Origin of the sequence: Capnocytophaga sp. oral taxon 380 str. F0488 (assembly GCF_000318255.2) — a bacterium.
Taxonomy (GTDB): domain Bacteria; phylum Bacteroidota; class Bacteroidia; order Flavobacteriales; family Flavobacteriaceae; genus Capnocytophaga; species Capnocytophaga ochracea.
This window is the reverse complement of the sequence record NZ_KB291197.1, coordinates 1-6754: the sequence shown is the minus strand read 5'-3', so window position 1 is coordinate 6754 and position 6754 is coordinate 1. Positions and strand designations below refer to the sequence as shown.

Below are 6754 nucleotides of genomic sequence, written 5' to 3'. Positions count from 1 at the left end.
ATTCTCTAATTTTCTATGCCCGTCGTGCTACGACCTTTGCCAAAGTTAAATAAACTGACAATCCCTCCGCTAGTGCGTTTCTTGTAGCCTCCACCCCATTTTCTAATTTCCTCATTTTCTAATTTCCTCATTTCCTCATTTTCTAATTTTTAGCATTATCAACATCAAATTGGTACAATTATTGCGTTATGGTGAGGCTGAAAAACACTGCTATCAACCGTCACAAAGGCTATTACGCTACTTCTTATGGGCATTGTGGGAATTATTCAAACGTGTTAAATAAATGTTAAAGTGTCACCTTTCTGATACAACGTAAAAAAAATATACTACCTTTGCACCCGCAATGAATTCTTATTTAACAATTAAAAAATGTTTCGAACAACAACACTATGAACAAAAAGTATTTTTTCTTATTCCTTATTTTTGTATTAAGCAGTTTTTTGTATTTCGTACATGCCCAAAATTCCCATCTTAGCAATGAAAAACTATTAGCCTTAAAAAAAGTCGAACTTAACATTAAAGATTTGTATAACGAGCTAAACGCCGCCCAATACGACCTTAGCTTCGAAGCTTTTCGCTACGCTTATATAGGCTATCAATCTCTCAAAAAGCAACACCGCTTAAACGAAAAAGACCTCTTCTCTATTATTGATTTTACAAAAGATAGTAGCTCTAAGCGCTTTTATACCATCGACTTAGAGAAGATGAAGATAGTGTATTACACCTATGTAGCACACGGTAGAAATAGTGGAGAAATAAAGTCCTCCTTTTTTTCAGATGCGATGGAATCTAACAAAAGCAGTATAGGCTTTTACATTACAGGTACCACTTACATCGGTAGTAAGGGATTTAGTCTAATGTTGTACGGCGATGAAAAAGGCTATAATAGTAACTTAGCCAAACGTGCAGTAGTTATCCACACCGCCAATTACGCCAATGAAAATTACATAGCTCGTACGGGGCGTATGGGCAGAAGTTTAGGTTGCCCTGTATTGCCTGAAAATATATATAAACAAGTCATTGAAACTATCAAAGAAAAAACAATGATTTTTGCTTATTACGACGATGCAAAATACCTCAGCTCCTCTAAATACTTAAATGTTTTAAAACTTATTGACGACGAATCCGTCTTCTAAATAAATTTTGATTATCCTTATCTGAATACTTAAAAAATAAAAAAGACTGCTATGTAGCAGTCTTTTTTATTTTTCTTATATAGATGTCTTATACTTCTAACTGAAACACCTCTTGTACCCAACAGATACTTTCATCTACTGACGAGGTATCTTTCAAGTGGTTTACAAATTGTGTGGTTATCTTCTGAATGATGCGGTTACTTATCATTTCAGCTTGTTGCTCGTTAAAGTTTTCAATTTTCTTTCGCTGGAAGTCCATTTCAGCTTCTTTAAGGCTTTCAAGCTTCGCTTTTAACGCTTTGATAGTAGGCGCAAACTTGCGGTTATCTAACCATTGGAAAAACTCTTCTTTTACCTCTTCTACAATCTCCAAAGCCTCTGGAATCGCTTCTTTTCTACGCTCTAAGGCTTCGTCTTTGCGCTTAGAAAGCTCGTCCATATGCAAAAGGGTTACATTGGGGAGTGTTGCCACTTGTTCCTCCACGTTCTTAGGAATAGAAAGGTCTAAAATGAGTATCGGTTGAGCCGGATTGATAAAATCTTTATACACCGTAGGAGTAGCAGCCCCTGTGGCGACTATGAGTACATCAGCTTTGCTAATTTCATTTTGTAACTCGTTAAAATCTTTAACTATTACATTAAACTTACCCGCTATTTGTTCTGCTTTCTCGCGCGTGCGATTGATAAGAGTAATATGTTCGTTCTGAGTGTGCTTGATGAGGTTTTCGCACGTATTACGACCTATCTTGCCTACACCAAAGAGAAGAATATTCTTTTGCGACACCTCAGGTATATTCTGCATAATATACTGCACCGCCGTAAACGATACTGAGGCTGCCCCTGAGGAAAGCGTCGTCTCATTCTTGATACGCTTGCTGGCGTTAATAACACAATTCATCAATCGCTCCAAAAAAGCATTGGCGAGACCTTTGTCGCGCGAGAGATTAAAGGCTTGTTTTATCTGTCCTATAATCTCAAAGTCCCCAAGAATCTGGCTATCTAAACCTGTCCCTACTTCAAAAAGATGATGCACAGCCTCTTTGTTCTTTGTTACGTAACCCACTTTCTGAAAATCATCTACCGACCCATTAGAATTTTCACAGAGCAGTTGTATCAGCTGAAAAGGGTGTTCGGCATAACCATAGAGCTCCGTACGATTACAAGTAGAAATCACCAATAGCTCCTCAAAGCCTTCACTTTTAGCTTGGGAGAGCAATTGGTCTTTGTTTTCAGGGGTAAGACTAAACATTCCACGCATCGTTGCATCAGCTTTCTGGTAGCTGAGCCCAATGCAGTAAAAGGTTTTATTCTTAGATATAGTAGGTTGTGACATAGTTTTTTAGTAATTGATACTATCAGTAGTTGTGTTTCGCAAGCGCAAAAATAATAAGTTCGCCGTAAATCACATAAGATACGACGAACTTTTATTCTAAAAAAATAAAATATGTAAACAATCTAAATAATTAGTCCTTTTATCATTTTGGTTATTTGTTAATTGCCACAGCGACTGAGAGGCAAAGTAGAGCACCTTAGCAATCCCTCTTGTTTGGCAATCTCGGCATACGGTATTTCCTCTACGGTAAAACCTTGCGAGCGCAACCAGTTGTTCAAACGTGTAAAATTCTTTTCAGAAACCACCACCTCTGGGCTAATAGAAAAGATGTTGCTAAACATATGGTACATTTCCTCTCGCTCTATATGAAAGAGATTCTCTTTGCCAAAGAGGTCTACCAAATACTGATAATCAGCTTCACAACGGAAACCGCCTTTGTAAATAATTCCTTTGTCTTTACCAATCGGTTGGAAGCAACAGTCGAGGTGGAGGGCATTATCGCGCGCCTCAGTTTGTGATTTCACCAAATCAAACTCCTTTACCTTTTTCTGAGGAAAGAGCTTTTGGATAAAAGCCACCCCTGCTACATTAGTACGAGCTGTAATTTGCTGTTTATAATCTTCCTCTTTATAAGTCCCGATGAAAATATGGTCGTTCCAGGGCATTACATCGCCCCCTTCAATATGTACATCAGCAGGAGGGGTTATCACTTTTTTAGGGTCTATTTGTTTTACAATGTACTCAATAGCCTGAAATTCTTCTTGTCTATCGGGTAGTATATTAGCTTTGATAAAAGTATCTTCAATCACAAAACCGATATCGCGAGTGAATATCTGGTTGCAGTCAGTAATGATTTCAGGGCGATAAACGGTTACGCCGTATTTTTGGAGTACTGCACAAAAAGCGTCCATTTCAGCAACCATATCCTTTTCTATGGGGTAAGTACCCGCTTTGATATGCTCCGCCGATTTAGGGTCATAGGCTTCTTCGAGCTTTGGCGTAGGACCATTGCTAGTAGCTGTGCCTAAAATCACAGTTTCTAATTGATCAGTTTCGTTTGTAATATGTAATTTTAGCATATTAATATTGTCTTGTTTTGGGCAAAGATACAAATAATTTGGTAATTAGCAAATTTATCAGTTCTCAATTGCTAATTGATAATTATTTTGTACTTTTGTCGCCCTAAATTCAATACAATGAACACCATACGCATAGGTACACGCGATAGTGAGTTGGCTCTCTGGCAAGCTAAAACGGTACAAAACCAATTAAAAACCTTAGGCTATCCCACTGAGATAGTAAGCACTAAATCTCACGGAGATATAGAGCTAAGCAAACCACTCTACGAAATGGGGGTTACCGGTATCTTTACCAAAGCGCTGGATATTGCCTTGCTCAATAGCGAAATAGATATTGCCGTACATAGTATGAAGGACGTACCCACGGCTTTGCCTGAAGGAATTGTGGTAGGGGCGGTGCTCAAGCGCGGGAATCCTCACGATGTATTAGTATACAAGGGTGACCTTTCGTTTTTGGAGGCTGAAATAGCAACTATAGCCACCAGCAGTTTGCGACGCAAGGCGCAATGGTTACACCGCTACCCGCATCATAATATAGAGAATTTGAGAGGAAATGTAAATACCCGCTTGCAAAAGCTCACCGATAACCCTTGGAATGGGGCTATCTTTGCTGCTGCGGGCTTGGAACGCATTAATAAATTACCTGAAAAACACTTGGTACTGGATTGGATGCTACCTGCACCTGCGCAAGGAGCTATCGTAGTGGTGGTGCGCGAGGATAACGTAGCTTTGCAGAAAAAACTACTCCCTCTCCACGACGATTATACTTATATAGCTACTCAATTAGAACGCGATTTTCTTCGCGCTTTAGAAGGTGGCTGTACCGCACCTATTGGAGCTTTTGCTGAGTTTAAAGATGAAAAACTCTACTTCAAAGGAGGCTTGTGGAGCGAAGATGGCAAAGAGGCTTCGGTAATAGACGAAGTACTCACTCAAATAGATGAATATACGGGAGAAAAACTTGCTACAATGATAAAAGGTTAACGTTAATGGTTAAAAAAAAGTGCAACACTTGGTTACAAGTGTTGCGCTTTTTTATTGCTTGTTATAATATAACTACGCATCGATTTTAGCGTACTTAGCGTTTTTCTCAATGAACTCACGACGTGGTGGTACTTCATCACCCATCAGCATAGAGAATACGCGGTCGGCTTCAGTAGCGTTGTCGATGGTTACTTGGCGAAGGGTGCGGTGTTCGGGATTCATAGTAGTATCCCACAACTGGTGATCGTTCATTTCACCCAAACCTTTATAACGCTGGATATTCACATTGCCCATTTCAGCTGAAAGCGCATCGCGTTGTTTGTCGTTCCAAGCGTACTCTTCGCGTTTGCTGTTTTTGCTTTTTACTAAATAGAGCGGTGGTGTGGCAATATACACGTGTCCGTTCTCTATAAGTTCGCGCATATAGCGGAAGAAGAACGTAAGGATAAGAGTAGTGATGTGCGAACCGTCTACATCGGCATCACACATAATAATTACTTTGTGGTAACGGAGCTTGCTCAAATTAAGTGCTTTGGCATCTTCCTCAGTACCCACAGTTACACCCAAAGCGGTATAGATATTCTTAATTTCATCGCTATCGAACACCTTGTGTTGCATTGCTTTTTCGACGTTGAGGATTTTACCTCTGAGGGGTAGTATCGCTTGGATATCTTTGTTACGTCCTTGTTTAGCTGTACCACCCGCTGAGTCTCCCTCAACCAAGAAAAGTTCGCATTTTTCTGGATCTTCTTCAGAACAGTCGGCGAGTTTACCTGGAAGACCGCCACCACTCATCACGCTCTTGCGTTGTACCATCTCACGAGCTTTGCGTGCTGCTTGACGTGCTTGAGCAGCCAAAATCACTTTCTCGACAATGGTTTTGGCGTCGTTAGGATTTTCTTCGAGATAATCTTCGAGCATTTGCCCTACGGCTTGAGATACGGCTGAGGTTACTTCGCGGTTACCGAGTTTGGTTTTTGTCTGTCCTTCGAATTGAGGTTCGGCTACTTTTACCGAAATGACAGCGGTAAGCCCTTCACGGAAGTCATCACCTTCAATCTCCACAGGGTTCTTTTTATCTTTACTCATCTTCTCGAGCAAGCCTGATTTATCGGCATAAGCTTTAAGGGTACGAGTGAGCCCCATACGGAAACCTTGCAAGTGAGTACCTCCTTCGGAAGTGTTGATATTATTGACGTAAGAGTGTAGGTTCTCGTTATATGAATCGTTGTAAATCATAGCGACCTCCACAGGGATACCGTTCTTTTCTCCGTCCATAGCTATCACGTTTCCGATGATAGGCATACGGTTGCCATCGAGGAATTTAACGAATTCTTTTAGTCCGTTTTGTGAATAGAATTTTTCGGTGATAAAGTTACCTTTTTCGTCTTTGTTGCGAAGGTCGGTAAGGGTAATAGTAATTCCTTTATTTAAATAAGCGAGCTCGCGAATACGGGCTGCGAGGGTATCGTATTTATATTCAATAGTTTGTTCAAAAATTACTTCATCGGGGTGAAAAGTAACCTTAGTACCGCGTTTATCGGTGTCGCCCACTTGTTTTACGGGGTACATCGCTACCCCGCGTTGATACTCTTGTTGCCATATTTTGCCGTCGCGGTATACGGTAGCAGTAAGATGGTCGGAAAGGGCATTTACGCAGGAAACCCCTACCCCGTGCAAACCACCCGATACCTTATAAGAACCCTTGTCGAACTTACCTCCGGCACCGATTTTAGTCATTACCACTTGAAGGGCAGAAACGCCTTCTTTCTTGTGGACATCTACTGGAATACCGCGACCGTTGTCTTCCACGGTGATAGAATTATCCTCATTAATGGTTACCGAAATAGTATCGCAATAGCCTGCGAGCGCTTCGTCGATAGAGTTATCGAGCACCTCGTATACAAGGTGGTGTAACCCGCGCGTACCCACATCGCCGATGTACATTGAGGGGCGCATACGCACGTGTTCCATTCCTTCAAGGGATTGGATATTGTCTGCTGAATATTCAGCTGAATTTTGTTGTTCGTTATATAATTCTTCTGCCATAATTTTAATATCGAATCAAGGGTGCAAAGATATGAATTAATTTATTAATGAGCAAATTTTATAATAGATAAATAAGAATGAGAAAATTAGAAAATGAGAAAATGGGGTGGAGGCTACAAGAAACGCGCCAGCGAAAAGGATTAACTTTGCCAAAGGTGCGAGCCGCACAGGCA

6 protein-coding genes are annotated in these 6754 nt (G+C 40.6%); 2 read left to right on the top strand and 4 right to left on the bottom strand.

All coding sequences use genetic code 11. From position 1 onward, the window contains the following. Positions 1–5 precede the first annotated feature (5 nt). Positions 6–131, bottom strand: a complete 126-nt coding sequence (locus tag HMPREF9078_RS12285; RefSeq protein ID WP_009419667.1) for a hypothetical protein — start codon at positions 129–131, stop codon at positions 6–8. 258 nt (positions 132–389) lie between these two features. Between HMPREF9078_RS12285 and HMPREF9078_RS05065 the strand changes: the two genes are divergently transcribed. After that, on the top strand, positions 390–1136 hold the full coding sequence (locus tag HMPREF9078_RS05065; protein ID WP_009419666.1) for a murein L,D-transpeptidase catalytic domain family protein: 747 nt from the start codon (positions 390–392) through the stop codon (positions 1134–1136). 88 nt (positions 1137–1224) lie between these two features. Here HMPREF9078_RS05065 and hemA read toward each other — a convergent pair whose 3' ends face one another. After that, positions 1225–2469, bottom strand: coding sequence for a glutamyl-tRNA reductase (gene hemA / locus HMPREF9078_RS05060; protein ID WP_009419665.1), 1245 nt, complete (start codon positions 2467–2469; stop codon positions 1225–1227). A 158-nt stretch (positions 2470–2627) separates the two neighbouring features. Further along, complete coding sequence (locus HMPREF9078_RS05055) at positions 2628–3548, bottom strand: dimethylarginine dimethylaminohydrolase family protein (protein WP_009419664.1); 921 nt, start codon at positions 3546–3548, stop codon at positions 2628–2630. Positions 3549–3665: 117 nt separating this feature from the next. Between HMPREF9078_RS05055 and hemC the strand changes: the two genes are divergently transcribed. Next, on the top strand, positions 3666–4532 hold the full coding sequence (gene hemC / locus HMPREF9078_RS05050) for a hydroxymethylbilane synthase (protein WP_009419663.1): 867 nt from the start codon (positions 3666–3668) through the stop codon (positions 4530–4532). A gap of 72 nt (positions 4533–4604) precedes the next feature. Here hemC and gyrB read toward each other — a convergent pair whose 3' ends face one another. Beyond that, the gene (gyrB, locus tag HMPREF9078_RS05045) at positions 4605–6581 is read right to left on the bottom strand and encodes a DNA topoisomerase (ATP-hydrolyzing) subunit B (protein ID WP_009411867.1); all 1977 of its coding nucleotides are present in this window, start codon (positions 6579–6581) and stop codon (positions 4605–4607) included. Positions 6582–6754: the final 173 nt, after the last annotated feature.